We start from the raw sequence: 25,953 nt of genomic DNA on the forward strand, positions 1-25,953 counted from the left end.
GCCGTCTGAAAAGGCCGTCTGAAAAGGCCGTCTGAAAAGGCCGTCTGAAAAGGCCGTCTGAAAAGGCCGTCTGAAAAGGCCGTCTGAAAAGGCCGTCTGAAAAAACCTGCTTCGCAGTTTTTTTCAGACGGCCTTTTCGCGTTGTGCCGCCGTTTACAGTCCGCCGTAGGAGTGCAGGCCGCTGAGGAACATGTTGACGCCGACGAAGGCGAAGGCGGTTATCAGCAGGCCGCAGATTGCCCACCAGGCAAGGATTTTGCCGCGCCATCCGGCAACCAGGCGCAGGTGCAGCCAGACGGCGTAGTTGAGCCAGACGACAAACGCCCAGGTTTCTTTCGGATCCCAGCTCCAATAGCGTCCCCAGGCGTCGGCCGCCCACAGTGCGCCGAGGATGGTGGCGAGGGTGAAGAAGAGGAAGCCGACGGCGATGGCTTTGTACATGATTTCTTCGATAAGGGCGGACTCGGGCAGGCGGCGGCGGGTGTAGGCGGCTTCGGCGCGGATGGCGAGCAGTTGGGCGACGCCGAGCATGGCGGCGATGCAGAAGGCGCCGTAGCCGATGAAGTTGGCGGGGACGTGGATTTTCATCCACCACGATTGCAGGGCGGGGATGAGCGGCTGGATTTGCTGGGCGTTGCGGCTGAGGCTGTACCAGAGGACGAAGCAGACGACGCCGGCCATGAAGAGGTAGACGAAGCCGCCGAGTTTCTGCACGGCGAAGCGGCTTTCGTAATACCAGTACATCAGGGCGCTGATGACGAGAAAGAGGATGAAGACTTCGTAGAGGTTGGAGACGGGGATGTGCCCGGCGCTGCCGAGGATGAGGTAGCTTTCGTGCCAGCGCACCAGAAGGCCGGTGAATCCGGCCAGTGCGGAGAGCCAGCCGAAGGCGGTGGCCATGCCGAGGAGGGTGTTGCTTTGGCGTTGTTGGCGCATGGCGATGAGGCCGCCTGAAAGATAGGCAAAGAGGGCGCAGAAGATGAGGGCGCACTGCCACATGATGGCGGACTGGCTGCTGAGGAAGTAGCGCAGCAGGAAGCGGTCGTGGTTGGCAAAATCGCCGCCGTAGAGGGCGACGCCGCCATAGGCGAGGGCGAGTGAGAGGGGGACGAACCAGCGCAGGGGCTTGAAAAACCAGCCGAGGGCGGCGGCGGCGGCGGCGCTGAGCCAGAGCATGGCGGTTTCGTAGCCGTCCATGCGGTGCGGCAGGCTGTATTGGGCGGAGGCGGCGACGGCGAACATCAGGGCGGCATAGAGCCAGTCGGCGGCGGTGAGGGTCTGCCAGACGGTGTGCTGCGCGAGCAGGCGGTGTTCGGGCACGGCGGGGTCAGTGGGGCGTGTCATGGTTCAGGTCCTCGGCAAGCTGTTGCAGGTTTGCCAGGTGGGCGGGAAATTCGGTTTTCAAGTCGCGCTCGTGGCGGTTGGACGACATGGCGAAGCGGATTTGTCCGCCCTCATACAGCAGCCAGGCGCGTTTTTCGCGGATGTAGAACATGAATACGGTGCCGAGCACCAGCAGCAGGGAGCCGAGGTAAACCAGCGAGGCGCCGGGCGATTTGGTCATTTGCAGGCCGGAGGAGCGGACTTCTGTGAAGCCGTCCAGTTGCAGCAGCACGGGGGCAGGATATTCGGTGAGGCCGGTGTAGGCGTCCATGGCGGCGAGCAGGTAGCGTTTGTGCGCTTCGTCGTCCATAGGCGGCAGGTTTTGTTTTTTCAGGGCTTCGTCGAGTATGGGGCGGGCGCCGGCGAAGAGCATTTGGTAGAAATAGCCGTTCATTTTGTCGCGCTCGTTTTCCGGCACGGCGGTTTGCACGAAGCGGTCGAGTTCGAGATAGCCGCCGCGCGCGAAGAGGGCGAGGGTGTTTTCGACGGCGGTGGCAAACTGGGCGCGCACGGCCTCGGGCGCGGCCTGCGCGGCTTCGGCGGCGGTGCGGCGGCGCAGGGTTTCGTCGTTCATCAGCTCGCGCCAGGCCATGAAGGTGTCGATGTTGTTTTTGCTATCGGCGGGTATGCGCAGCCAGCGGTATTGCTGCTCCAAGCCGGAGCGTGTGCCGGTGACGAAAAACAGGCCGTCTTCCTGTTTGACAGGCAGCATGTAGTTTTTGAATTCGACGGCCTGCCCGGCTTTGTCGCGCAGGCGGTAGATGATGCTGGGTCCGAGGTTGGTGAATTTTTTGTCCTGACGCACGCTGCGCACGTCGTTGATTTTGCCTTGGAGGCCGTCTGAAGCCTTTTCAGACGGCCTGCCCATGTCTTCGACATTGGTGGAGGCGAATTGGTCGAGTTCGAGCGTGTATTTCTGTTCGCCGCCCATATTGAGCGGGAAGGTGTTCATCGAGCGGCCTTTCAGGTCGGCGAAGCTGCTGCTGGCCGAGGCGAGATTCCAAGCTTTAAAGGCGACGTCGGAGCCACCGTCAGCAAAGCTGGCCTGATAGATGGTGACGCCGTGCAGGGTGTAGGGATGGTTGACGCGCACGGTGTGCGTTTCGCGTTTGCCGCTGGCTTTGTCGGTGATTTCCAGCTCGCTGGCAAAATCGCTGGGCATGCCCGTGTGGTAGAAGTCGATATTGAATTTTTTCAGTTTCACGGCAAAGGGCAGCTTCTGCACCAGCATGCCTTTGTCGGCGTTGAGAAACACCACGTCGGCCTCCTGCCCTTCGCTGAGGTTGACATTGCCGCGAAACGACAGGTTGCCCGCGCCCAGCACGCTTTGCGGCTTGAAATCTCGGGCGAAAACGGCGGCATCGTCGGGGACGATTCTGCCCGTGAGCATGCCGATTTTCAGCAGCAGGTTGCTGTCGATCAGGCCGCCGAGGCAAATCACGATAACGGCCAGATGGGCGAAAATATAGCCCCATTTGTTCATCGCCCCTTTTTTCGCCGCCACCAGCACCGAGCCGTCTTCACGCGCGCTCTGTTTGACGGCGAAACCCTGCACGGCGAAATAGCGCGCGGCCACTTCGGGCGCAACCGCACTTTCCAGCAGCGCGCTGTTTTTCATCGCCGCGAGCGAGCGTTTGGAAGCTTTCAGGCGGAAAGAGCGCATTTCGCGCCAAAACGGCGGCACGTTGCGCCACAGGCACAGGCCGGTGCTGAGGACGAGAAACAGCATGATAACGACGAACCAGCCCGAGGCGTACACGTCGTAAAGGCCGAGGAACTCGAAAATCTTCGCCCAAAACGGGCCGAACTTGACGATGTAGTCCGCCGGCGCCTGGTTCTGCTGCAACACCGTGCCGATCACCGAAGCCACCGCCAGCACGCACAGCAGCGCCACGGCAAAGCGCATGGAGCTTAAAAAGGCAAACCACGGACGGCGGATAAGGGGGATTTTTTCGGAACGGGTCATTTTGAAGAGAGGGAAGGGACGGGCGGGAAACGGAAGGCGCAGATTTTACTACAAACCGGGCTGCCGATACGCTGGACGTAGCGGCAGCCCGATGTCTGATTGACCGAATCAATCGCAGGTGTTTTCAGACGGCCTCCTGCAGCGCAAGAGGCCGTCTGAAAAGCCGCGCCGTCAAACGGAACGCGGCCGCTGCGGCTTAGTGCAGGCCTTGGATGAAGTTGGCTACGGCGTTGATTTCCTCTTCCGACATGCGTTTGACGATGTCTTCCATCATGCCGTTCGGACTGGTGCGCTGGCCGGAGGCGTAGGCTTTGAGCTGGGTGACGGTGTAGTCTTTGTGCTGGCCGCCCAGACGGGGATAGGCGTTGACGTCGGTGCCGCTGCCGGGCATGCCCGCGCCGCTGGGGCCGTGGCAGGACATACAGGCGGGCAGTTTTTTACCGGCGAGGCCGCCGCGGTAAATCTGCGCGCCGAGTTTGAGGTTGTCTTTCGGATTGGCTTCGCCCGATTTGGGCGTCTGCGTGGCGTAGAAGGCGGCGACATTGGCGATGTCCTGCTCGCTGAGGCTCATCACCATCGGCTTCATCGCCGCCGCGCCGCCGGTGGTGCGCTTGCCGTCTTTGATGGCTTTTGTTTCCACGGCGATGTATTTTGCGTGCTGCGCCGAGAGTTTCGGATAGGTGGAAATACCGCTGTTGCCGTCGGCGGCATGGCAGGCCGCACAGACGGTTTGGGCAATCTGCTTGCCTTTGGCCACGTCGGCCTTGGGCGCGGCAAAAGCCGTACCGGAGGCAAGTGCCAGAGTCAGTAGGGTTAAACGTTTCATGGAGGCTCCTGATTGCAGCATTGCGGTATCCGCAACACCCTTTTTTCTATATTTTCGATACTCGATACGCGGCGCTTTTTTACCGCCGCGTTAAACCGTTGGTCTGCAAACGTGGTATTCTATACCAAATTTAACTATTTTTTCCATAGTTATGAACTTATTTCAAAACGCAAAATTCTTCACTACGGTCAACCATTTGAAAGACCTGCCCGACACGGGCGCGGAAATCGCTTTCGTCGGCCGCTCCAATGCGGGCAAGTCCAGCGCCATCAACACGCTGTGCAACCATGTGCGGCTGGCCTATGTGTCGAAAACGCCCGGGCGCACGCAGCACATCAATTTTTTCGAGCTGGCCGACGGGCATTTCATGGCCGATTTGCCGGGCTACGGCTACGCGCAGGTGCCCGAAGCGGTGCGGCGGCACTGGGTGGCGCTGCTGGGCGACTATCTGCGTACGCGCCGCCAGTTGGTCGGGCTAGTGCTGATTATGGACTGCCGCCATCCGCTCAAAGAGCTGGATATGCAGATGCTGGATTTCTTTGCCGAAACCGGCCGTCCGGTGCATATCCTGTTGTCCAAAGCGGACAAATTATCTAAGAACGACCAAATCAAAACCTTGTCTTCTGTCAAGAAAGCGTTAAAACCGTTTTCCGAGCGGCAGGAGGTGACGGTGCAGCTTTTTTCCAGCCTGAAAAAGCAGGGCATGGCGGAAACGGAAGCGGTTGTCGCGGGCTGGTTCGCGCGTTTGGGCGAAGGGCAGGCGCAAGAACCGCAGGAACTTGAAAAAACGGATTGAAACCGCCCGCAGGAGGCCGTCTGAAACGCTTTCAGACGGCCTTTTTGCTTGGAGCACGGTTTGAAAGCCGTGCGGCGGCTGTTTTCAGACGGTCTACTCGGCCATCTCGCCGTCTATCAGGCGGTAAAGCTCGGCGAAATCGGGTTCGCCGACAAAGGTTTTCAGCACCCTGCCCTCTTTGTCGACCAAAAAGGAGGTGGGATATACCGCCGTGCCGAAGGCGCGGGCGGCGGCTTTGTCGGCGTCGTACACCACGGTGAAATCCATGCCGCGCTCTGCGGCGTAGGTTTTCACGCTCTCGAGCGGGTCGTAGGGTTCGGCGACGGCGAGGATTTGGAAACCGTTGTGGTTTCGGTAGTCGTGCGACATTTTCACGATTTTCGGCATTTCCGACACGCAGCCGGGGCAGGCGGGAAACCAGAAATTGACGAAGGTGACTTTGCCTTGGAAATCGCGCTCGGTCACGGTTTTGCCGTGCAGATCGGGCAGCGAGAAGGCGGGGGCGGGCGTGCCCGAAGGAATCAGGATAAAGGCCAGCAGGCCGCAGACCAGCGCGGCGGCGGCGAAAACGGCGGTTTTTTTCATGAGCGGAACATCTGTTGCAGGGTTTGGAAGACGGCGGCAGGAAATTCGGTGCTGCGGCCGTCTGAAACGGGCACGAGGGTGACATCGGCCTGCGCGGCGGTTTTGCCGCTGTCGGCAAAGGAGACAATCTGGCGGATAACGGCCAGACGCGGCTCGACGGTTTTGACGCGGTTGCGCACGGTAAGCACGTCGCCCGCCACCGCGCTGCGGCGGTAGCGGATATCGACGCGGGCGACGACTATCTGCACGCCTGCCAGCTCGCCGAGCAGGTCGTGCTGTTCGAAAAAGTGCCAGCGCGCTTCTTCGAGAAATTCGAGGTAGCGCGCGTTGTTCACATGGCCGTAGCCGTCGAGGTGGTAGCCGCGTATGCGGAAAACGGCGTCTTCCATCTCAGTGCGTTTCAAAGGGCACGAAGCTTTCGCGCGCCAGCGGTTCGGCAGACAGGTCGGTGACGAGGGAGGCGGGGCGGATATCGAACCATTCGGCGAAAATGTCGGGATGGAGATCCGGCCACAGGCTTTCGTCTTCGCACCAGTCGGCCAGTTCGGCGGCGAAAATCTCGGCGGTGCGGTGTTCGATGATGTCCCAAACATCGTCGACATGGTCGCACGGATCGGTAAGGTAGGCGTTGGCGTCGGCCTGCAAATCTTCGAGGGTGACATCCCTGACACCGACCGAGTGCAGCCAGTGCAAAAAGGGCTCTTGCGGAATCAGAAGAAAGGCGCTGCGGTTGACTTCATACATGGTTTTGCTCCTTGGTAAACAGCGGGAATGACGTTTCCGAAAGCGGGGCTTCAACAAAGTGAAAGCGTTTCAGACGGCCTTTTCGGTTTCGCTCCATCCGGCATACGGGTGTTTGCTCAGATAGGCGTTGGTAAAGCGGCCGTCGGAGGTGATTTCGCGGCCGAGCCAGGCGGGGCGGGGAAAGGCGGCGTCTTCGGCGGGCAGCTCGATTTCGGCCACGACCAGCGGCGCGTTGTCGCCCGCGTATTCGTCGATTTCAAAGGTAAAGCCGTCGCAGCGGATTTCGTAGCGGCGTTTTTCCATACGGAAAGGGCACATGCTGTGCAAAATCTCCCGCGCGTGCGCCAAAGGGATTTCATACTCGAACTCGCTACGCGTCACGTCGGAAATCCAGCTTTTGAGCGTCAGCCACGCTTGTTCGCCGACGATGCGCACGCGGATGGTGCGCTCTTTTTCCACGCTCAGATAGCCCTGGCTCATCAGGCGCGGCTCGCCCGCTTCGGCGCGCCAAGCATCGTTTGCCAACAAAAAACGGCGTTCGATTTCCACAGTCATTTTCAGACGGCCTCTTTGCTTAAAACGGTTTGAAAACCACCAGATACAGCGCGGCAATCATTGCCAGCACGGGGATTTCGTTAAACACGCGGTACCACTTGTGGCTGCGGCGGTTGCGCTGCGCGGTAAAGGCGCGCAGCAGGAAAAAACAGCAGACATGGTAGGCGGCGAGAAACAGCCCCAGCGCCAGTTTGGCGTACACCCAGCCCTGCCCCCACCAGCCCGCGGCAAACGGCACAAGCAGGCCGAACACCAGCGCACCCGCGCCCAGCGGCGTCATAAAACGCAACAGCCGCCGCGCCATGTCGAGCAGACGGCGGTATTCGGCCGAGGCCACGTCTGCCTGCGCCAGATTCACATAAATACGCGGCAGGTAAAACAAACCCGCAAACCACGAAATGATGAAAAACAGATGGAGAAACTTAAACCACAAATACATTTTCAGACGGCCTCCCCCGAGAGGCGCGCATTATATAGCAGCCCGCCGCGGCCTGCGGCGGCTTTTGCGCTATAATGCACGCCTTTCAAACCAACCGACAAAAAGGGAAACAAAGTCATGCTCAACCAGTTTGAAATCCACGGCGGCGTGGTGAAAAACCTCAACGCCTTCCTCGCCGAAAAAGCCGTCGATCTGAAAACCGCAATGGACAACGAAGCGCTGAACAAAGAAGTCGCCGCCATCATCCACGCCGGTTTGCCCGGCATGGTGCGCCGCATCTACTCCCTGCAAAAAATGGAAACCTTTTTCTGGGAGAAAAAAGACCTGATGGTGGACTACGTAGCCGCCCGCCTGGAAGCGTCGGCAAAAAAAGCCGAAGAGCGCGAAAAGAAAGAAAAGAAATAAAGCCCGCGATACACAAGGCCGTCTGAAACCCGTTTTCAGACGGCCTTTTGCCTGCCTGCCGCACTATCGAGGCCGCCTGAAGGCCCGTTTCCGCCATCACTTCGTTAAAGCTGCGCTTTCAGACGGCCTCTTTATGTTGCCCAATGTTGCCTTTTGTTAAGCCGCCCGCTATATTCCGCCGCAGCACAACATCAAAATCCATCACACAGGAGAACACCGCCCATGCACCTCATCCGCGCCCTGAGCATTATTTTCGGTTTTCTCGCCGCCGGAGAGGCGGTGATTCATTTCACCGGCCTGCAACTGCCCGGCAGCATCATCGGCATGGCGCTGCTGTTTGCCGCCTTACAGGCCGGCTGGGTGAAAACCGCGTGGCTGCAGGGCGCGGTGGACACGATGATGGCCAATTTGTCGCTGTTTCTCGTACCGCCCTGCGTGGCGGTAATGGAATATCTCGATCTGGTGGCGCGCGATTTTTGGCCGATTGCCGTGTCCACCGTGTTCAGCACGCTGGCGGTAATGTTCGTCACCGGCAAAACGCACGAACTGCTGCGCAAACGCTGATGGATATGCTGCGCCACCCCGCCGTACTGCTCTGGCTCACCGTTACCGCCTACTGGCTGGTGAACATTGTGCGCGCCCGCACCGGCAACGTCCTCTTCAATCCCGTGATGTGCACCACCGCGCTGGTCATCATCTATCTGAAACTCTGCGGCATCGCCTATCCCGACTACCATCAGGCGGCGCAATTCATCGATTTCTGGCTCAAACCCGTCGTCGTCGGCCTGGCCGTACCGCTGTATCTCAACTGGGACAGAATCCGCCGCCAGTGGCTGCCGATTATCCTGTCGCAAACCGCAGGCAGCGTCACCGGCATCGTCAGCGCGGTCTACCTCGCCAAACTCGCGGGCGCGGAACGGGAAACCGTGTTGAGCCTTGCCGCCAAATCGGTCACCAGCCCCATCGCCATCGAAATCACCCGCAGCATCGGCGGCCTGCCCGCCATCACCGCCGCCTCGGTGATTGCCGCCGGCATGATCGGCCAGACGGCGGGCTACCGCCTGCTGCGGCTGGGCACGGTGCACAAGCCGATGTCGCAGGGCATGTCGGTGGGCGCCGCCTCGCACGCGATGGGCATGGCCGCTTCGCTCGAACGCAGCAAGAAATACGCCGCCTACGCGGGCTTGGGCTTAATCGTCAACGGCGTGCTCACCGCCTTTCTCGTGCCCGTGCTGCTGCCGCTGATGGGTTATTGAGGCCGTCTGAAAGGTTTTCAGAAACGTCATTCCCGTGCAGACGGGAACGGCCTGCCGCCATGCCGCTGCGTTAATTTTGCTTTACAATACCGCCCTTTTCCCCCAACCCTCCCCGCGCATGATTCACGACACCCCATCTCCCGTTTCCGACCACGACACCCTGCTGCTCGGCCAATACGCCGAACGCGCCTATCTCGAATACGCCATGAGCGTGGTCAAAGGCCGCGCCCTGCCCGAAGTTTCAGACGGCCAAAAGCCCGTGCAGCGGCGCATTCTCTACGCCATGCGCGACATGGGTCTGACCTCGGGCGCGAAACCCGTGAAGTCTGCCCGCGTGGTCGGCGAGATTTTGGGCAAATACCATCCGCACGGCGACATCTCGGCCTACGAGGCGATGGTGCGCATGGCGCAGGATTTCACGCTGCGCTATCCGCTCATCGACGGCATCGGCAACTTCGGTTCGCGCGACGGCGACGGCGCGGCGGCGATGCGTTACACCGAGGCGCGGCTCACGCCGATTGCCGAGCTTTTGCTGTCGGAAATCCATCAGGGCACGGTGGATTTCGTGCCCAACTACGACGGCGCGTTTGAAGAACCCGTTACCCTGCCCGCGCGGCTGCCGATGGTATTGCTCAACGGCGCGTCGGGCATCGCCGTGGGCATGGCCACCGAAATCCCGTCGCACAATTTGAACGAAGTTACCCAAGCCGCCGTCGCGCTGTTGAAAAAACCGCATCTCGACACCGCCGATCTGATGGAATACATCCCCGCGCCCGACTTTGCCGGCGGCGGCCAAATCATCACGCCGGCGGCGGATTTGCGCCAGATTTACGAAACGGGCAAAGGCAGCGTGCGCGTGCGTGCGCGTTACGAAATCGAGCGGCTCGCACGCGGCCAGTGGCGCGTGATTGTTACCGAGCTGCCGCCGAACGCCAATTCCGCCAAAATCCTTGCCGAAATCGAAGAACAAACCAACCCGAAACCGAAAGCGGGTAAAAAGCAGCTCAACCAAGACCAGCTCAACACCAAAAAGCTGATGCTGGATTTAATCGACCGCGTGCGCGACGAGTCCGACGGCGAACATCCCGTGCGACTGGTGTTCGAACCGAAATCCAGCCGCATCGATACCGATACCTTCATCAACACGCTGATGGCTCAGACTTCGCTCGAAGGCAATGTGTCGATGAACCTGGTGATGATGGGTTTGGACAACCGCCCCGCGCAGAAAAACCTGAAAACCATTTTGCAGGAATGGCTGGATTTTCGCGTTGTTACCGTTACACGTCGTCTGAAATTCCGCCTTTCGCAGGTGGAAAAACGGCTGCACATTCTCGAAGGCCGTCTGAAAGTCTTTTTGCACATCGACGAAGTGATTAAAGTCATCCGCGAGTCGGACGACCCGAAAACCGACCTGATGGCGGCGTTCGGCCTCACCGAAATCCAAGCCGAAGACATTCTCGAAATCCGCCTGCGCCAGCTCGCCCGCCTCGAAGGCTTCAAACTCGAAAAAGAATTGAACGAACTGCGCGAAGAGCAAGGCCGTCTGAACATTCTGCTCGGCGACGAAAACGAAAAGAAAAAGCTCATCATCAAAGAAATGCAGGCCGACATGAAGCAATACGGCGACGAACGCCGCACGCTGGTGCAGGAAGCCGGCCGCGCCGTGCTCACGCAGACCACCACCGACGAACCTGTTACCCTGATTCTGTCGGAAAAAGGCTGGATACGCAGCCGGGCCGGCCACAACCTTGATTTGAGCCAAACCGCGTTTAAAGAAGGCGACCGCCTCAAACAAACCCTCGAAGGCCGCACCGTGTGGCCGGTGGTGATACTCGACACACAAGGCCGCACCTACACGCTCGATGCCGCCGAAATCCCCGGCGGGCGCGGCGACGGCGTGCCCGTGTCTTCATTAATCGAGCTGCAAAACGGCGCAAAACCCGCCGCCATGCTCACCGGCCTGTCCGAGCAGCACTATCTTTTGGCCGGCAGCGGCGGCTACGGCTTTATCGCCAAACTCGCCGACATGGTCAGCCGCAACAAAAACGGCAAAGTGCTGATGACGCTCGATGCGGGCGAAACCGTGCTGCCGCCCGTGCCCGTGTATGCCTCCTCGCTCATCAATCCCGACTGCAAAGTCGTTACTGCCGACAGCGGCAACCGCCTGCTGGCCTTCCCGCTGGGCGAATTGAAAGTGATGCCCAAAGGGCGCGGTTTGCAGCTCACCCCGCTTTCAGACGGCCTCCGCCTCGAACACATCGCCGTGGTGTCCACGCCCGAATTTGTCGTTGAAACCGTCGGCAAACGCGGCGCGGTGCATCAGGAAAAACTGCGTATCCAAGACATCGCGGGCAAACGCGGCCGCAAAGGGAAAATTTTGGAAGTTTCAGGCCGTCTGAAAGCCATTAAAGCCAAAGATTAACCGCAAAGGCCGTCTGAAAAACGGGCGTGGCCGCAATCTGCGACAATGCGCGTACCAAACACAAAAGGCCGTCTGAAACCTTTTAACTCCGCTTTCAGACGGCCTCTACGGAAAAATGCCAAACAACAATATGAAAAACTCCTTTCTCAGCAGAACCGACAACTGGGAAGAGCAGATCGACCGCATCCCGTGGCTCATCAACATCTGTCGCCTCACCATCGTCACCGCCATGACCGCGCTGCACCTGATGGCCATGTTCTCCGACAACGCCGGCCTGCGCAAAATGGTCACCCCCTCCACCTTCTACCTGTGGGCGGCGGTTTACGCGGGCATCACCCTGTTTTCCTTCGTCCGCCCGCACTGGGTACAGCAGAAAACCGACCGCCTGCCCAACGCCAGCGCCGTTATCGACATCCTGATGATTATGGTGCTCGTCTACCTCACCGGCGGCATCAGCACAGGCATCGGCATCCTCGTACTGCCCTTCATCGCCACCTCCTGCATGCTCAGCTACGGCCGCTTCCCCGCGCTTTACGCCGGATTCACCACCCTGTGCATCGTCTGCGTCATGTTCCTCACCGACCAGCTCGCCCTCGACACGCAGCAGTGGGACGGCCACAACATCGGCATGGGCGTCGTCCTCATCGCCGCCTCCTTCGCCGTCGCCTACCTCACCTCGTACAGCGCCAAATTCCTCAAAGCCGCCAACGCCTCCGCGCTCAAACACAAGCGCAACTACAACCGCGTGCGCGGCCTCAACCTGCTGGTGCTCAACCGCGTGCAGGAAGCCGTCATCGTCATCGACCCCGAGCTGAAAGTCTGGCTGTTCAACCGTCAGGCCAAAACCTACTTCCCCGGCCTCGCGCCCGAACAGAAAGAGCCAATTTTCGAAGACCTGGCCAGACGCTGGCTCTACAACCCCGACCGCCCCTTCGAAACCGACATCCACCTGCACCAGCATTCGATGCACGTGCGCGCCGTGCCGCTGGTTCAGGAAGACGGCCAGCTCCTCATGCTCTTCGTGCGCTCGCTGCGCGAAATCGCCGCCGAAGCGATGGCCACCAAACTCGCCTCCCTCGGCCAGCTCACCGCCAACCTCGCCCACGAAATCCGCAACCCCATGTCGGCCATCCGCCACGCCAACGACCTTTTGCAGGAAAGTGTGGAAGACCCGATGAGCCGCAAGCTGCACGGCATCATCGATGGCAACATCCGCCGCATCGACAAAATGCTGGAAGAAGTGTCGATGCTCAACAAAAAAGACAACCTCGGCCGCGAACACATCAACCTGATGAAATTCTGGCTGGCGTTCAAACAGGAATTCACCCTCAGCAACCCCGACGCGGTGTACTGCATCAAAATGGAAATGCAGGGCAAACAGCTGGCCGTCACCGCCGACCCGATGCACCTGCAGCAAATCATGTGGAACCTGTGCAACAATGCCTGGCGGCACAGCAAAAAAGACGAAAGCGCCATCCGCGTGCTGATACGCCCCAGCGGCAAACTCAACATTTCGATAGTGGTGTCCGACAACGGCGCAGGCGTGCCGCCCGACATCCGCAACCAACTCTTCGAGCCCTTCTTCACCACCGAAAAAACCGGCACCGGCCTCGGCCTCTACGTCGCCCGCGAACTGGCGCACGCCAACCTCGGCCAGCTGCACTACCATCCCGAAATGAACGGCTTCGAACTCATCCTTCCGAAGGACAACAACCATGAAGAACAGTGACCTGCAACACCCCGTACTGGTCGTAGACGACGAAGCGGACATCCGCGACCTGATGGAAATGACCCTGATGAAAATGGGTCTGCGCGTCGACACCGCCGTCGGCGTGGAAGACGCCAAAGACAAGCTGGAAAACAGCGACTACTCGCTGGTGCTCACCGATATGCGCATGCCCGACGGCTCGGGACTGGAAGTCGTCCAGCACATCAACCGCCTGTCGCTGGACACGCCCGTTGCCGTCATCACCGCCTTCGGCAACGCCGACCAGGCCGTCGAAGCCCTGAAAGAAGGCGCGTTCGACTACCTGCAAAAACCCATCACCCTCTCGCAGCTGCGCTCGCTGGTGAAATCGGCGGTGAAAGTGAACGAGCCCGAAGCCGCCGAAACCAAACCCACAGCCCCCGCCGCGCCCGCTCCACAGCCCGCGCCGGCCGCGCCCTATATGCCGCCGCCCGTGCCGCCGCGCCCGCAGCCCGTCGCCGCCACGCCCGCCCGTGCGCCCGACACGCCCAAACCCGTGCGCAAAGGCATTTCCGGCGGCATCGACCGCCCCGTCACCCCGCCCGGCGCCCTCAGCTCCCTGCGCGAACGCTTCCGCAGCGCCACGCCGCAAACCGCGGCCGCATCAGACGCGCAAGCGCCCGCACACCACGAAAACGAAGTCGGCGGCGATGCCGATATGCCCCGCCTGCTGGGCATGTCGCCGCAGATGGTCGAAGTGCGCCACCTCATCCGCCGCCTCGCCGACAGCGTCGTGCCCGTCTACATCTCCGGCGAATCCGGTTCGGGTAAGGAACAGGCCGCCCGCAGCATCCACGAACTCTCGCCGCGCGCCGACGGCCCCTTTATCGCCGTCAACTGCGGCGCGATTCCCGAAAACCTGATGGAAAGCGAGTTTTTCGGCTACAAAAAAGGCAGCTTCACCGGCGCCGACCAAGACCGCATGGGCTTCTTCCAACACGCCGACGGCGGCACCCTCTTCCTCGACGAAGTGGCCGACCTGCCGCTGGCCATGCAGGTTAAACTGCTGCGCGCCATCCAGGAAAAAGCCGTGCGCCGCATCGGCGACGCCAAAGAAACGCCGGTAGACGTACGCATCGTCTGCGCCACCCACAAAAACCTCGAAGCCCTTGTCGAAAGCGGCGCCTTCCGACAGGACTTGTACTACCGCCTCAACGTCGTCACCCTGCATATGCCGCCCCTGCGCGAAATGCGCGAAGACCTCGGCGGCCTCATCATGCGCATGCTCAACAAACACAGCAACGGCATCCCCGGCGGCTACCGCCTCAGCCCCAAAGCACAGGAAGCCCTGCTCTCGTACAGCTACCCCGGCAACTTCCGCGAACTGGAAAACATCCTCGAACGCGCCGTCGCCCTCACCACCGGCAGCGTCATCCAAATCGACGATTTGCAAATCACCGCCGGACACGGCCCCCGCCCCGCCGACCTTGCCCCCGCCGCCACACCGGCAGGCGAAACCCGCGCCCCGCGCCCCGAACCGGCCGCCGAAAGCGAAGCGCTGCCGCCGATGAACTTCGACGCCATGCCGCCCTTCGTCCCCGGCCAAAGCCAGATACAGGAATACCTCGACCTGCTCGAGCGTTCCATCATCGAACAGGCGCTGAACATCACCCGCTACAACCGCACCCAGGCCGCCAAACTCCTCGGCATCAGCTTCCGCTCCATGCGCTACCGCATGGAAAGGCTGAACATCGAATAAGGCCGTCTGAAATCAGGCCGTCTGAAAACGCAGCCCCGACGAAGTGAAAAACACGGCGGGCAAAACGGATCATCCGCAAAGCATCCCACCCCGTCCGCCGCCCAAAAAGGCCGTCTGAAAAAAGGTTTCCCCCCTTTCAGACGGCCTCCGTCCGCCAACCACCGCCCCGCCGCCATGCCCAAACGCCTACCCTTCCTGCTCCTGCTTGCCGCCCTGTCCGCAGCGCGTGCCGACGAGTTGCCGAACCCCGCCACACGCTCCACCCTCAGCCAACCCGACACCCGCTTCGACCTCACCGGCTCCGACGAACTGCCCGCCCCCGCATCCGCGCCCGAGGGCAGCGTTTCCCAAAACGGCGGCACCCTCACATTCAGTGACCCCGAAGAACTGCTGCAACACCCCGGCCTGCTGCACCGCGCCCTCTCCTCCTCCGTTATCGCCGCCAACACCGCCGCCATCAAACTCCTTCTGCCCGTCTACCGCCGCCTGCCCGAAGGACAAGACCCCGTCCTGCTCGAGACGGCCGAAGGTATGGCCGCCCAAAGCGACGGCCGCTACCGCGAAGCCGTCAGGCGCCTGCAAAACGCCTACCGCCGAATGCCCGACGCCTTCCTCGTCCGCCTCCGTCTGGCGCAGGCACTGAAAGACGACCACCGCAACGTCTCCGCACAAGCGCACTACACCGCCCTGCTCGCCACCCCCGACCTCGACCCCCAAGCCCGCGCTGCCCTGCAAAGCCAACTCGACGAAATCCGCAGCCGCAGCCGCTGGACGCCCCGCCTGAGCGCCCACTACACCCGCGACAACAACGTCAACAACGCCACAAAAGAACGCACCCTGCGCTACGGCAGCGGCGAATGGACACTGCCCGCCCCCGAAAAAGCCCGCGGCCTCTCCTACTCCGCCGGCCTCGCCCGCAACTTCAACCTCGCCGACAATCTGCTCCTGCGCAGCGAAACCGACCTCTACGGCAAATTCTATTGGGACAACCACCGCTACGACGACCTCACCGTCCGCACCGCCCTCGGCGCCGCCTACCAAAGCGGCCGCAGCGAAACCGCCCTCCTCCCCTACTACGAGCGCCGTTGGTACGGCACTGAACCCTACTCCCGCGAAACCGGCCTGCGCGCCGAATGGCAGCGCAGCCTCAGCACACGCCACCGCCTCTCCGCCGCCGCCGAATCGAGCTACCAACACTACGACACGCGCAAATTCCTCGAAGGCCGCAACAGCAGCCTGTCCGCCACCTGGATATTCCAGCACAGCCCGCGCCAATACTTCACCCTCGGCGCCGACTTCTCGCGCAAACGCGCCCGCACCGCCGACGACGCCTACCACAGACGCGGCCTCCGCGCATCCGCCGTGCGCGTCTGGGGCAAAGGATTCGGCACCGCCCTTTCCGCAGGCTACGGCCGCCGCCGCTACGACGCCGCCGACTTCTTCCGCATCCGCCGCGACGACAAAGAATATTCCGCCTCCCTCTCCCTCTGGCACAACCGCCTGAGCCTGTGGGGCGTCACCCCCCGCCTCGTCACCGTGTGGCAGAAAACCACCAGCAACCACCCGCTCTACGGCTACCGCAAAGCCAACGCCTACCTGCAAATCGGCAAATCCTTCTGACAGCGCCGCTGTTTCACCTCTTTCAGACGGCCTGATGTTCTGTGAGGCCGTCTGAAAGATCGGTTCTCAACCAAAAACGCGGCAGCGGCAAACCGCCCGCCTGCCGCACGGAACGACGATACTCCCCTCCGTCTTTTTCAGACGGCCTTTCAACTTCATTAAAGATTCGTTTTCAGACGGCCTGATGCCCGTGAGGCCGTCTGAAAGATCGGTTCTCAACCCAAAATGCGGCAGCGGCAAACCATCCGCCTGCCGCACGGAACGACGATACTCCGCGCCCGTCTTTTTCAGACGGCCTGATGCTCTGCAAGGCCGTCTGAAACCCCCGTCTGCCGCGCCAACCGCGCATCTGTTGCTGACGCGCCAAGCAGGCGGGCGCAGGGGCTGCATTTTTGCCGTCGCTGCTGCGTGCGCCGCGAAAATAACGGATAATGCGCGCCGCAAGAACCATCCGCCGCGCCGTTTCAGACGGCCTTTTTCCTGCCCGAAATTTCCGAAGCAAAGGAACATCATCCATGTCCACCGTAAAAATCCAACGCGCCCTGATTAGTCTCTCTGACAAAAACGGCGCAGTCGAATTTGCCCGCGCCCTGCACGAAGCGGGCGTAGAAATCCTCTCCACCGGCGGCACCGCTGCGCTTTTGGCCGATGCGGGCATTCCCGTGATCGAAGTGGCCGACTACACCGGTTTCCCCGAAATGCTCGACGGCCGCGTGAAAACGCTGCACCCGAAAATCCACGGCGGCATCCTCGGCCGGCGCGATTTGGCCGAACACGTCGCCAAAATGCAGGAACACGACATCGGCAACATTGACCTGGTGGCTGTAAACCTCTACCCCTTCGCCGCCACCATCGCCAAGCCCGGCTGCACGCTGGAAGACGCGGTTGAAAACATCGACATCGGCGGCCCCACCATGGTGCGTTCGGCGGCGAAAAACTGGAAACACGTCGCCATCGTTACCGACAACGCCGATTTTGCCGCCGTGGTTGCCGAGCTGAAAGATTCAGACGGCCTTTCCGACAAAACCCGTTTCAACCTCGCCCGCAAAGCGTTCAGCCACACCGCGCAATACGACGGCATGATTTCCAATTATCTGACTTCGCTGTCAGACGACAAACTCGCAGGCGAACCCGAAATCGGCGAGTTTCCGCAGCAGTTCAACCAAAGCTGGCTTAAGGTGCAGGAAATGCGCTACGGCGAAAACCCGCACCAGCGCGCCGCGTTCTACCGCGACGTTTATCCGTTTTCAGGCTGCCTTTCCAACTACAAACAATTGCAGGGCAAAGAGTTGTCCTACAACAACATCGCCGATGCCGATGCCGCGTGGGAAGCGGTCAAATCGTTTGACGCGCCCGCCTGCGTGATTGTGAAACACGCCAACCCCTGCGGCGTGGCCGTTGCCGACAATCCGCTTGCCGCCTACCGCCTTGCCTACGCCACCGACACCACCAGCGCGTTTGGCGGCATCATCGCCTTTAACCGCGAAGTGGACGGCGAAACGGTGAAACAGATTACCGACAACCAGTTTATGGAAGTCTTGATGGCGCCCAAGTTCACCGCCGAAGCGCTGGAAATCGCCGCCGCCAAGAAAAACGTGCGCGTGCTGGAAGTGCCGCTGGACAAGGGCGCAAACCGCTTCGAGCTCAAACGCGTCGGCGGCGGCCTGCTGGTGCAAACGCCCGACATCCACCGCATCCGCCGCGAAGATTTGAAAGTCGTCTCCAAACGCCAACCCACCGAACAGGAATGGAAAGACCTGCTGTTTGTGTGGAACGTGGCGAAATTCGTAAAATCCAACGCCATCGTGTTCGGCAAAGGCGGCCAAACCTACGGCATCGGCGCGGGTCAAATGAGCCGCGTGGATTCCACCCGCATCGCCGCCCGCAAAGCGCAAGACGCCGGCTTGGATTTAAACGGAGCGTGCGCGGCATCGGACGCTTTCTTCCCCTTCCGCGACGGCGTGGACGTGATTGCCGAACAGGGCATCAAGGCGGTGATTCATCCCGCAGGCTCGGTGCGCGATGAAGAAGTGTTTGCCGCAGCGGATGAACACGGCATGGCGATGGTCGTTACCGGCGTGCGCCATTTCAGGCATTAAGAATAAAACGCCAAGGCCGTCTGAAAGCCGCCAAACGGGTTTCAGACGGCCTTTTTTGGCAGACAAAGCCACAAGGGAGTTTCTCCAAACAGGACAAGGCCGTCTGAAAACACCTTTTCGGGTTTTCAGACGGCCTTTCCTTTGCGCCGTTGTTTTTTAACTTCGCTGAAACTGCGCTTTCAGACGGCCTCCTCGGCTTCCCCATCCGCGCCGAAGATTTGCCGCTGCAAGTCGCGCACGGCGGCGTAGGCGGACAGGGTTTCGCTGTCGGCGGCGGGGGGTTGCGCTTCGTCGAGGACGGCGCTGTGCTGGCAGGCGCGGAAGCGGCGGTAGGCGCGGCGGGCGCGGCCGCAGAGGGTGGGGTCGGCGAGGCCGTTTTCCGCCGCCGTGCCCAGGAGGGCGATGTTGCCGTAGTTGTCGAGCAGGGCGGGCAGTTCGCGGGCGTGGGCGAGTATAAGGTACTGCACGGCGAATTCGACGTCGACGATGCCGCCGCGCGCGTATTTGACGTCGTTATCCTGCGGCGGATGGGCGGCGGCGATTTTTTCGCGCATGGCGAGGATGTCGTTTTTGAGGGCGGCGCTGTCGCGCGGCAGGGTGAGGATTTCGCTGCGGATGCGTTCGAAGGCCGTCTGAATGGCGGCATCGCCGCAGACGAAGCGGGCGCGGGTGAGGGCTTGGTGCTCCCATGTCCAGGCGTGGCCGCGCTGGTATTTTTCAAAGGCGGCAAGGCTGTGGACGATGAAGCCGCTGTCGCCGTCGGGGCGCAGGCGCAGGTCGGTTTGGTAGAGCGTGCCCGCGCCGGTGGCGGCGGAGAGCCAGTTGGTGAGGCGGTTGGCGAGGCGGGCGTAGGTGTGGGCAGCGTCGGGATGGGGGTCGTCGTAGAGGTAGACGAGGTCGAGGTCGGAGGTGTAGCCGAGTTCTTTGCCGCCGAGTTTGCCGTAGCCGATCACGGCGAAGGCGGGGTTTTGGCGGTGTTTTTTCGGCATTTCGCGCCAGGCGTGTTCGAGGGTGAGGCCGAGGATGGTGTCGGCCAGTTCGGAGAGTTGGTCGGACAGGGCTTCCACTGTCCATTTGCCCGCCAAATCCTGTACGGCGAGACGGAAAACTTGGGCGTGGCGGAAGCGGCGCAGGGCGTCCATTTTCGCTTCGGCGTCTTCGCAGGCGTCGAGTTCGGCGGCCAACTCGCATCGCAGCTGCGGCCAGTCGGGGCGGCTTTCGGTCAGTTGGGCGCCGAGCAGTTCGTCGAGTAGGGCGGGATGCTGTTGCAGGTAGCCCGCAATCCAGGCACTGCGGCTCATCAGGGCGGCGACGCGCGAGAGTTCGTTGGGGTATTCGATCAGGAAGGCGAGGTAGGCGGGGCGGCGGCTGACGGTTTCGAGAAAGTCGGTGAGGCGGAAGAAGGTGTCGTCGGGGCGGGGGTATTCGGCGGCGGCTTCGGCGGCCTGCGGCACGAGGGTGTCGAAGAGGCGCAGGCTGCGCGGCGACAGGCTGCGGTAGCGGCTGCTGCGGGCGAGGCTGTTCAGACGGCCTGCCACGGCCTGCGGCGAGAAACCCGCTTCGGCCAGTTGCGCGTAAACGGGGGCGTCGGGTTCAGCGGGCGGGTTCGGCCACAGGGCGGCGAAGCGGGCGGCGTTTTGCTCTTCGGGTGCGGCGAGGATGTGCTCGAACTCGGCGGACACGGCGGCGCGGTGGGCGTTGAGGCTGTCTGAAAAGACGGCATAGTCGGCAAAGCCCATGCTCTCGGCCAAGAGCGCCTGCTGTTCGGGGCTTTGCGGCAGGGTTTGCGTTTGCCGGTCGTCCCAGTATTGCAGGCGGTGTTCGACATCGCGCAAAAAGCGGTAGGCGGCCAGCAGCGCGTCGGCGGTTTCAGACGGCATGATGCCCTGCTCTGCCAACACGGCCAGTGTTTCCTGCGTGCCTTTGAGTTGCAAGGCGCGGTGTTGCCCGCCGCGTATCATTTGGAAAATCTGCGCGACAAACTCGATTTCGCGGATGCCGCCCGCGCCGAGTTTGATGTTGTTTTCCATGCCTTTTCTGCCCACTTCGGCACGGATTTGGCTGTGCAGGCCGCGCATGGCTTCGTAGGCGCCGTAGTCGAGATATTTGCGGAACACAAACGGCCGCACCAGCGCCGCGATGCCGTTCTCGTGCGGCGTGACCACGCGGCCTTTGCACCACGCATAACGCTCCCACTCGCGCCCGTGCGCAATCAGATATTGTTCCAGCGCCGTTTCGCTGCACACCAGCGCGCCCGAGTCGCCGTCCGGCCGCAGCCGCATATCGACGCGGAACACTTGGCCGTCGGCGGTGATGTCGTTCAACAGCGCAATCAGCTTTTTGCCCACTTTGACGAAAAACTCCTGATTGTCGCGCGGCTTGCGGCCGTCGGTTTCGCCCGCTTCAGGATAGACGAAAATCAAATCGATGTCGGAGGACACGTTTAATTCATAACCGCCGGCCTTGCCCATCGCCACCACGCTCAAATGCTGCGCCCCGCCCGTGTAGCGGCCGATTGGCGTGCCGTACAGGTCGCGGTAGTAGGCGTAGGCAAAATCCAGCGCGGTATTGACGGCAAAATCGGCAAACTGCGTAATCGTGCGCGTTACTTCGTTTAAATCGCTGATGCGGTTTAAATCGCGCACCATAATCTGCGCCACCACATAGCGGCGCAGTTCGCGCAGCTTGCGTGCCAGCGTTTCTTCGTCTTGTGCCGCCAAAATGCCCGGCCAGTCGGCAAAACCGTGAAAATCCTGTTCAGTCAAAACCTTGTCCGTCATGGCGCGCAGAATGTCGGCGTTCAGACGGCCTGAATCGAGGTTGCGGGCAAGAAAAAGCGAAAAACGGCGGGCGTGTTCGATGGAGTTCATGGCGGTTTGGCGGGGCGGATGCGGATAGGGAAGGGAATAGACATGAGGCCGTCTGAAAATGCCTGTGCGGGTTTTCAGACGGCCTCATGCTGCATGGGCGGGCTTATTTCAGGCGCACATCGACAAAGGCGCTCTCGTGCAGCTGCTGCAAGAGCTGCGAAGCGGCATGGGCGGCTTTCTGTTCCATGATGTATTGGCGCACGGCGTTGCGGCGGCGCTCTTCGGGCGTGCCCGCCTCGCGGGTGTCGGTGAGCCTGATCAGATGCCAGCCGAACTGGGTTTTGACGGGGCGGCTGATTTGGCCTTTTTTCAGTTTTTTCACCGTGCTTTCAAACTCGGGCACCATCATGCCGTCGCCGAACCAGCCCAAATCGCCGTTTTGCTGCGCGCTGCCGGGGTCTTGCGAATACTGCCGCGCCAGTTCGCCGAAATCGCGTCCGGCGGCGGCCTGGTTTTGGATTTTGCGGATAACGGCTTCGGCGGCGGCCGAGGCGTTTTCTTTTTCGGCTTTGATCAGGATGTGTTGGGCGCGGTATTGGCGTACGGGTTCGCCTGCGGGGAGGGCGATGCCCTGCTGCTGCGCGCGAGCGATGGCGGCATCCACTTCGGCGTCGCTGACGCGCGCGCTCTGCAATACGGCCTGCTGCTGCACTTTTTCGGCGATGATCTGCTCTGCGGTTTCGCGGCGCACGGCGGATTTGGGTGCGCCTTCTTTCAGCGCGTCGGCATAGAATTTTTCGACGGAAACGTGTTTTTGCGCGGCGGCCAGGGCGATGGCTTCGTCCACTTCGGCCTCGCTGGCGGTGAGGCCGCGGCGTTTGCCCGCCTGTACGACAAGCGCGCGGTTGATGAGCTGCGCGAGAATATGGCCGCGCAATTCGTTTTCAGACGGCCTTTGCGCGGCGGGGATGCGGCGTTTGGCTTCGGCCAGTGCGCGTTCGAACTGGCTCATGGTGACGATGTCGTCGCCCGCCACGGCGGCGATGCCGTCCACGGTTTTGATGTCGGCGGCAAAGGCCGTCTGAAAGGCGGCGGCAAGTAAAACAGCCGCGAGGGTTTTTGCGTGGGATTTCATTTGACTACCTCGTTGGTCTTTTTGTAGCCCGGGATGGCCGGGCGCAGGGTTTCGTCGGCTTTGTTGCCGATGTTGCTCAGGTTTTTCAGTTGCAGGGTGAAGAAGAAGGCGTTTTTGTAGCTCGGTTTGTTGCGTTCGGTGTCCCAGCCGGTGACGTAGCGCTGGGCAGCGGCGCTGACACTCCAGCAGCCGCAGTCGTTTTTGTATTCGAGTCCGGCGAGGATGTCGAGCGGCTTGCGTACGTTGAGGGCGTGGTTGTAGCGCGCCAGGGCGTAGAGGTTGGGTGTAATCGGCCATTGCGCGCCAAGATCGATCTGGCTGATTTTGTCGCGGTAGTAGCTGCCGTCGTCTTGCAGCCAGATGGCTTTGTCGCGGCCGTAGCGGTAGCGGGCGGACAGGGTTTTGCCGTCTTCGGGCGTGTAGCGGATGCCGGCGGCAAGGTTCTCGAAGCGGGATTGGTTTTCGTTGAAGTGGACGGTGGCGTAGCCGCTGACGCTGCGGCTGATTTCGCCGTCGGCAAAGGCTATCCAGTCGGAACGGTTTCGTTTGCCGCTGCCGATGCTGCCGTCGAGTAGGACGTTGTCGTTTTTGAAATAGAATTTCTGGCCGATGCCCGCACGCAGGCGCTCGGCGCCGCTGGCGCGGTCGAGGTAGCGGGTTTGCAGGGCGAGGCTGAGGCTGTTGGCGGCGTTGATGCGGTCGTTGCCCGAATAGAGGTTTTCGCGGAAGAGCTGATCGTAGCTGAAGCTGTTTTCGGCGCTGTCGAAGTTGGGCAGGTCGTTCTGCGATTTGGTGGGGATGTAGTTGTAGAACAGGCGCGGTTCTAGGGTTTGGATGTGGTCGCGGCCGAAGAAGCGGGTTTCGCGCTCGAAGATCATACCCGCGTCGATGTTGGCAATGGGGATGCTGCGCCCTGCGGTGCGGCCGCTTTTGTCGTTGAAGCCGTCGAGGATGTAGTGGGTGTAGTGCAGGCCGACTTTCGGGCGGATGTAGCCCCAGTCGTTGTGGATGTTGCGGCTGAGTGAGGGATAAAGGACGAAGCGCTGCCCTGCCTGTTTGCTGTCGTGGGCAAAACGGGTGTACTGGCCGCTGAGGGAAAAGAGGTTGCCGGCAAAGTTTTTCTGCCAGCTGCCCGACAGGCGCGGCAGGATGGCGTAGGGTTCGTTTTTGTAACCGTCGGCGTTGGCGAGGGTTTGGTATTTCTGGACTTTCAGGTTGGCTTCGAGCCATTCGCCGAGCACGTCGGTTTTGTAGTCGAGACGCGCTTCCCGGTTGAGATTGACGTTGCGGGCGATGTCGGTGCGGTTGTAGAAATCGCGGTAGTAGTCGTCGTCGGAGACTTGGTTGAAGTCGATGCTGCCGGTGAATCCCTTGCCGAAGTTTTGGAAGTGCTGCCAGCGGGCGGTGTAGCGGTTGTTGTGGCGGCTGTGGCGGTCGTCGGGCATCCATTTGCCGCCGATTTCGCCCCGGTATCGGGGTTGCAGGTAGCGGAATTCGCCGCCCAGCTGCACGCCGCGCGCGCTGATGATGCCGGGGGTGAGGGTAGCGTCGTAGTTGGGGGCGAGGTTGAAATAATAGGGCTGGTTGATTTCGGTGCCGTTGGAGCCGATTTTGACGGTGGGCACAAGCAGGCCGCTTTTGCGGTTGCCGTTGAGCGGGAAATCCGCCCACGGTGTGTAGAGGACGGGCACGCCGTGGAAGACGAGTTTGGCGTGTTTGGCCACGCCGACGCCTTTGCCGTAGTCGGCGTCGATGCTGTCGGCGGCGATATACCACGATGCGTCGCCCTTTTGGCAGGTGTTGAACTGCACGTCGGTGAGCTTGTAGCGGTTTTTGCGTTCGATTTCGGCTTCTTTGCCGACGGCCTGCAAACGGCGGCCGTCACGCTCGGCTTCGATTTCGACGTTTTGCGCCGTGCCGCTGCCTTCGGTCAGGTTGTATTGCAGTTTGTCGCCGCGCACGGTCGAGCCTTGGTCGTCGAGGATAAAGCCTTCGCCTGCTTTGACGGTGTCTTCGGGCTGGTCGTAAACGACGCGCTCGGCGTTGAGCACCTGCGCGTTGCGTTCGATGATAACGCCGCCGCGCGCTTCGACGGCGACGCCCGTTTGGCCGCGCACGGCGTCGGCGGTAATGCGGGTGTAGTCGGCGGGCAGTGCTTCTTCGCCGCTGCGCCGTATGGCGTTTTCGGGTTGGGAGGCCGTCTGAACCGGTTTGCCGTCTTTGCATTGCGGGCAGGTGCTGCCCAATGCGGACGTTGCGGCGGCGGCGCTGCCCGCAGCGGCGGCCATGCCCACGGCGATCGCCAGCGGTTTGACTGAAAATAAACGTGCCAAAGTATCACCCAAGCGGTTTTGACGGTTAAAATGGCGGCCATTTTAACACCATTTCCCCGAAAACCCGCCATGCAGCGCCAATCCGAACTGAAAAACTGGCTCGCCGCCGTTTATCCCAACCAAGCCTTCGAACTCTCTTTTGCCGCCGCCGACGCCGACTTCCGCCGCTACTTCCGCGCCACGTTTTCAGACGGCCATACCGTTATCTGCATGGACGCGCCGCCCGACAAAATGAGCGTCGCGCCTTATCTCAAAGTGCAAAAACTGTTTGATATGGTGAACGTGCCGCAGGTGTTGCACGTCGACGAGGCGCAGGGCTTTATGGCGCTCAGCGATTTGGGCAACACCACCTACCTCGCCGCCATGCAGCACGATACGCGCGAGATTGTGCACAAAACCCTGCTGCTCGAAGCCATCGACGAACTGGTAACGCTTCAGACGGCCTCCAAGCCCGATGTGCTGCCCGAATACGACCGCGAAGTCATGTTGCGCGAAGTCAATCTGTTTCCCGAATGGTTTGCCGCCAAAGAGTTGGGCAAGCCCCTGAATTTCAAACAGCGCCAGCTCTGGCAGCAGGCAGTCGATACCCTGCTGCCGCCGCTTTTGGCGCAGCCCAAAGTATATGTGCACCGCGACTACATCGTCCGCAACCTGATGCTCACGCGCGGCCGCCCGGGCGTGCTCGATTTCCAAGACGCGCTCTACGGCCCGATTTCCTACGATTTGGTTTCGCTGCTGCGCGACGCGTTTATCGAGTGGGAAGAAGAGTTTGTGTTGGATTTGGTTATCCGCTACTGGGAAAAGGCCCGCGCCGCCGGTTTGCCTGTGCCGCAGGATTTTGACGAGTTTTACCGCTGGTTTGAATGGATGGGCGTGCAGCGGCATTTGAAAGTGGCCGGCATCTTCGCGCGGCTCTACTACCGCGACGGCAAAGACAAATACCGCCCCGAAATCCCGCGTTTTCTCAATTACCTGCGCCGCACCAGCCGCCGCTATGTTGACCTCGCGCCGCTTTACGCACTCTTGGTCGATTTGGTGGGCGATGATGATTTGCAGACGGGTTATACGTTTTAAAACCTGTTCAAACATACACAGAGGCCGTCTGAAAGCATTCAGACGGCCTTTTCGTGCCA

Annotated in this window: 22 protein-coding genes; 10 read left to right on the forward strand and 12 right to left on the reverse strand. The window is 61.1% G+C overall.

The features are described from left to right. Window positions 1-153: 153 nt before the first annotated feature. The 3 genes from ccsB to ACLD9W_RS03145 all read right to left on the reverse strand — a co-directional run bounded on the left by ccsB (window position 154) and on the right by ACLD9W_RS03145 (window position 4,175). Window positions 154-1,344, reverse strand: a complete 1,191-nt coding sequence (ccsB, locus tag ACLD9W_RS03135) for a c-type cytochrome biogenesis protein CcsB (protein ID WP_410840656.1) — start codon at window positions 1,342-1,344, stop codon at window positions 154-156. After that, window positions 1,328-3,349, reverse strand: a complete 2,022-nt coding sequence (locus ACLD9W_RS03140) for a cytochrome c biogenesis protein ResB (RefSeq protein WP_410840657.1) — start codon at window positions 3,347-3,349, stop codon at window positions 1,328-1,330. The genes ccsB and ACLD9W_RS03140 overlap by 17 nt, the downstream gene beginning before the upstream one ends. 196 nt (window positions 3,350-3,545) lie before the next feature. After that, a complete protein-coding gene (locus ACLD9W_RS03145; protein ID WP_410840658.1) occupies window positions 3,546-4,175 on the reverse strand; it encodes a c-type cytochrome in 630 nt (209 codons plus the stop codon). Window positions 4,176-4,326: 151 nt separating this feature from the next. Here ACLD9W_RS03145 and yihA point away from each other — a divergent pair, with 151 nt between their 5' ends. Further along, window positions 4,327-4,971 carry a ribosome biogenesis GTP-binding protein YihA/YsxC gene (gene yihA, locus ACLD9W_RS03150; protein WP_410840659.1) on the forward strand — a complete coding sequence of 215 codons (645 nt, stop codon included), beginning with the start codon at window positions 4,327-4,329 and terminating at the stop codon, window positions 4,969-4,971. A gap of 93 nt (window positions 4,972-5,064) precedes the next feature. Here the strand turns inward: yihA and ACLD9W_RS03155 are convergent, their stop codons facing one another. From ACLD9W_RS03155 to ACLD9W_RS03175, 5 genes are all read right to left on the reverse strand, one after another. Next, window positions 5,065-5,556, reverse strand: coding sequence for a TlpA family protein disulfide reductase (locus ACLD9W_RS03155; protein WP_410840660.1), 492 nt, complete (start codon window positions 5,554-5,556; stop codon window positions 5,065-5,067). Continuing rightward, on the reverse strand, window positions 5,553-5,945 hold the full coding sequence (locus ACLD9W_RS03160; RefSeq protein ID WP_410840661.1) for an acyl-CoA thioesterase: 393 nt from the start codon (window positions 5,943-5,945) through the stop codon (window positions 5,553-5,555). Before ACLD9W_RS03160 ends, ACLD9W_RS03155 begins: the two co-directional genes overlap by 4 nt. A 1-nt stretch (window position 5,946) precedes the next feature. Next, a complete protein-coding gene (locus tag ACLD9W_RS03165; RefSeq protein WP_410840662.1) occupies window positions 5,947-6,300 on the reverse strand; it encodes a VacJ in 354 nt (117 codons plus the stop codon). Window positions 6,301-6,369: 69 nt separating this feature from the next. Beyond that, window positions 6,370-6,855, reverse strand: a complete 486-nt coding sequence (locus tag ACLD9W_RS03170) for a CYTH domain-containing protein (protein WP_410840663.1) — start codon at window positions 6,853-6,855, stop codon at window positions 6,370-6,372. A 19-nt stretch (window positions 6,856-6,874) separates the two neighbouring features. Further along, window positions 6,875-7,294: a CopD family protein gene (locus ACLD9W_RS03175; protein WP_410840664.1), complete on the reverse strand. Its 420-nt coding sequence runs from the start codon at window positions 7,292-7,294 to the stop codon at window positions 6,875-6,877. A 117-nt stretch (window positions 7,295-7,411) separates the two neighbouring features. Here ACLD9W_RS03175 and ACLD9W_RS03180 point away from each other — a divergent pair, with 117 nt between their 5' ends. The 7 genes from ACLD9W_RS03180 (at window position 7,412) to ACLD9W_RS03210 (ending at window position 16,443) form a co-directional block, all read left to right on the forward strand. Further along, a complete protein-coding gene (locus tag ACLD9W_RS03180; RefSeq protein ID WP_410840665.1) occupies window positions 7,412-7,699 on the forward strand; it encodes a hypothetical protein in 288 nt (95 codons plus the stop codon). Window positions 7,700-7,921: 222 nt separating this feature from the next. After that, window positions 7,922-8,263 (forward strand): CidA/LrgA family protein, encoded by a 342-nt coding sequence (locus ACLD9W_RS03185; RefSeq protein WP_009425558.1) that lies wholly within the window; start codon window positions 7,922-7,924, stop codon window positions 8,261-8,263. Further along, window positions 8,260-8,955, forward strand: a complete 696-nt coding sequence (locus ACLD9W_RS03190; protein WP_410840709.1) for an LrgB family protein — start codon at window positions 8,260-8,262, stop codon at window positions 8,953-8,955. The genes ACLD9W_RS03185 and ACLD9W_RS03190 overlap by 4 nt, the downstream gene beginning before the upstream one ends. A 118-nt stretch (window positions 8,956-9,073) precedes the next feature. Next, complete coding sequence (gene parC, locus ACLD9W_RS03195; RefSeq protein WP_410840710.1) at window positions 9,074-11,377, forward strand: DNA topoisomerase IV subunit A; 2,304 nt, start codon at window positions 9,074-9,076, stop codon at window positions 11,375-11,377. A 130-nt stretch (window positions 11,378-11,507) separates the two neighbouring features. Continuing rightward, the gene (locus tag ACLD9W_RS03200; RefSeq protein ID WP_410840666.1) at window positions 11,508-13,106 is read left to right on the forward strand and encodes a two-component system sensor histidine kinase NtrB; all 1,599 of its coding nucleotides are present in this window, start codon (window positions 11,508-11,510) and stop codon (window positions 13,104-13,106) included. After that, window positions 13,093-14,823 carry a sigma-54-dependent transcriptional regulator gene (locus ACLD9W_RS03205; protein WP_410840667.1) on the forward strand — a complete coding sequence of 577 codons (1,731 nt, stop codon included), beginning with the start codon at window positions 13,093-13,095 and terminating at the stop codon, window positions 14,821-14,823. Before ACLD9W_RS03200 ends, ACLD9W_RS03205 begins: the two co-directional genes overlap by 14 nt. Window positions 14,824-14,997: 174 nt before the next feature. Continuing rightward, complete coding sequence (locus tag ACLD9W_RS03210) at window positions 14,998-16,443, forward strand: surface lipoprotein assembly modifier (protein ID WP_410840668.1); 1,446 nt, start codon at window positions 14,998-15,000, stop codon at window positions 16,441-16,443. A gap of 66 nt (window positions 16,444-16,509) precedes the next feature. On the opposite strand, the gene ACLD9W_RS03215 is transcribed toward ACLD9W_RS03210, so the two are convergent. Further along, window positions 16,510-16,833 (reverse strand): hypothetical protein, encoded by a 324-nt coding sequence (locus tag ACLD9W_RS03215; RefSeq protein WP_410840669.1) that lies wholly within the window; start codon window positions 16,831-16,833, stop codon window positions 16,510-16,512. A gap of 125 nt (window positions 16,834-16,958) precedes the next feature. On the opposite strand from ACLD9W_RS03215, the gene purH reads away from it, so the two are divergent. Then, the gene (purH, locus tag ACLD9W_RS03220) at window positions 16,959-18,542 is read left to right on the forward strand and encodes a bifunctional phosphoribosylaminoimidazolecarboxamide formyltransferase/IMP cyclohydrolase (protein WP_410840670.1); all 1,584 of its coding nucleotides are present in this window, start codon (window positions 16,959-16,961) and stop codon (window positions 18,540-18,542) included. Between the two features lie 179 nt (window positions 18,543-18,721). Here purH and glnE read toward each other — a convergent pair whose 3' ends face one another. The 3 genes from glnE to ACLD9W_RS03235 form a co-directional block, all read right to left on the reverse strand. Next, window positions 18,722-21,412 (reverse strand): bifunctional [glutamate--ammonia ligase]-adenylyl-L-tyrosine phosphorylase/[glutamate--ammonia-ligase] adenylyltransferase, encoded by a 2,691-nt coding sequence (gene glnE / locus ACLD9W_RS03225; protein WP_410840671.1) that lies wholly within the window; start codon window positions 21,410-21,412, stop codon window positions 18,722-18,724. Window positions 21,413-21,515: 103 nt separating this feature from the next. After that, window positions 21,516-22,487, reverse strand: coding sequence for a peptidylprolyl isomerase (locus ACLD9W_RS03230; protein WP_410840672.1), 972 nt, complete (start codon window positions 22,485-22,487; stop codon window positions 21,516-21,518). Next, window positions 22,484-24,820, reverse strand: a complete 2,337-nt coding sequence (locus tag ACLD9W_RS03235) for an LPS-assembly protein LptD (RefSeq protein WP_410840673.1) — start codon at window positions 24,818-24,820, stop codon at window positions 22,484-22,486. Before ACLD9W_RS03235 ends, ACLD9W_RS03230 begins: the two co-directional genes overlap by 4 nt. Window positions 24,821-24,889: 69 nt before the next feature. On the opposite strand from ACLD9W_RS03235, the gene amgK reads away from it, so the two are divergent. Continuing rightward, window positions 24,890-25,894: an N-acetylmuramate/N-acetylglucosamine kinase AmgK gene (gene amgK, locus ACLD9W_RS03240; protein WP_410840674.1), complete on the forward strand. Its 1,005-nt coding sequence runs from the start codon at window positions 24,890-24,892 to the stop codon at window positions 25,892-25,894. Window positions 25,895-25,953: the final 59 nt, after the last annotated feature.

Source organism: Neisseria sp. WLZKY-1 (assembly GCF_046546535.1).
Classification (GTDB): Bacteria; Pseudomonadota; Gammaproteobacteria; order Burkholderiales; family Neisseriaceae; genus Neisseria.